Annotated in this window: 1 protein-coding gene; it reads left to right on the top strand. The window is 54.0% G+C overall.

The window, feature by feature from the left end:
• Positions 1-203: 203 nt before the first annotated feature.
• A complete protein-coding gene (locus DRB19_RS29575) occupies positions 204-914 on the top strand; it encodes a hypothetical protein (protein WP_114189502.1) in 711 nt (236 codons plus the stop codon).
• Positions 915-1492: the final 578 nt, after the last annotated feature.

The raw sequence follows: 1492 nt of genomic DNA, 5'->3' as shown, positions 1-1492 counted from the left end.
ATCAGCTCCGCCCCGGAAGTCCCTGACCGACCGGGGACCGATGCCCGCCAACCGTCGCACTTCGGCTTGATTCCACACAGCAACATGTGACCCCACCTCCCATAAATGACACTATGGACGTGTCCGGCGGCGAGAACTGTCGGGCCGCTCTTGATCATGGTGTGAGCGCATGTTGCTTGTTTCCCCTCCGTAAGGAACCCAACATGATGCACCTATCGTATTCCTTCGATACTGTGAGAAAGATGGCCAAAAAAGCGGGCATCTCAGGCTTGTGGCAGCGTCAGTTGAATCGACGCTGGCGTCTCGCTGTGACTGAACATGCCGGACTAGAGTGGTCGCCTACCCGAGCGAAGCTGTTGTTCTACGGGCCGTCGGATCTTCAGGGTGAATGGAAGGCTGCAATCGAGAAGGCCCTCAAAAGCGAGCTGATCGTTGCACACGACGATAAGAGTGACGAGCTTGAAGAGATTCTGACAATCTCAGACCTTGTCGGATGGCTTATCCAGTACATGCAGGCTGGCGAGAAGTGCGACTACCTAACACCGGTGGTTGACTGTGCCGAGTATCTCGTTCGGGAGTTCTCTGACTTAGACGACGATTACGACATGCCAGCGTTCCTCATGTGGTCGCCTCCGCCCTGTCTTGGGAGCAACTTCGTTCAGCTGACAAGGACCTGTCCAACCCGTCCCTACAGCTCGATGCTGATGGATTGGGCAGGGAGGATGTACCACGAACTCTCGCTTGCTGAACTGCCGCCTGAAGACGCTCTCAAACATACGATCAAGGCAGCTGGTCTGGAGAACCTGTTTCGGCAGAAGGAAAAGGGAAGTAAGATTTGGCTGATGAGCCGCCGCAAGTTTGAGGAGCGATTTAGGTTGCGTGTCCGGGTTGAATTAGCCTCTTCGATTTGGTGATCCAAAGGCAGGCCGCTGCGTCAGGCTGGCTGAACGTGAAAATTCAGCCAGACCAGCCAGACTGCGTTTGTGAGATTAAGGTCGAGAACCAACAGCTAGAACTGGCTTCAGGCGTGACGAACCACCCCGACTTCTATGGATTACGACTCGAACCTCAATAGGGCTTCAACTCAGCGGTTACAGATCGCAGTACAAGCTTACGTTTCTGGACATCAAACATGCCAAACGATGCTTCAAACAGGCCATTCGAGGCATCGGCTGAGCATCGGTAAACTGACGTTGAAATACACTAATTTTCATCAACTGCCCCTTTCAAGCCATCAACCCGTCCTTTCAGCCCATCCAAGGCCGCTTTTGAAATTTCACCCCCTCTTTCCCACGAACTGATGTGAGCAATGACGAACACCATCAACCAGAGAATGTTTATAAAGACCGAGGAGTGAGGTGGCTCGGTTTGTCTGAACAGCGTTTTCGGTTCGCTAAGTGGAGCCTCTGCCGGGTTTAGGCTGCTGCAAGCTGCGGCAGCGGAGTGGAGTAGGCCTGATCGGGTGTCCTGCGGTCAAGGCTCGAATGAGGCC

It is taken from the genome of Microvirga aerophila (assembly GCF_003332305.1).
Classification (GTDB): Bacteria; Pseudomonadota; Alphaproteobacteria; order Rhizobiales; family Beijerinckiaceae; genus Microvirga; species Microvirga aerophila.
Note: the sequence above shows the minus strand (reverse complement) of the source record. Positions and strands in the feature narration are given on the sequence as shown.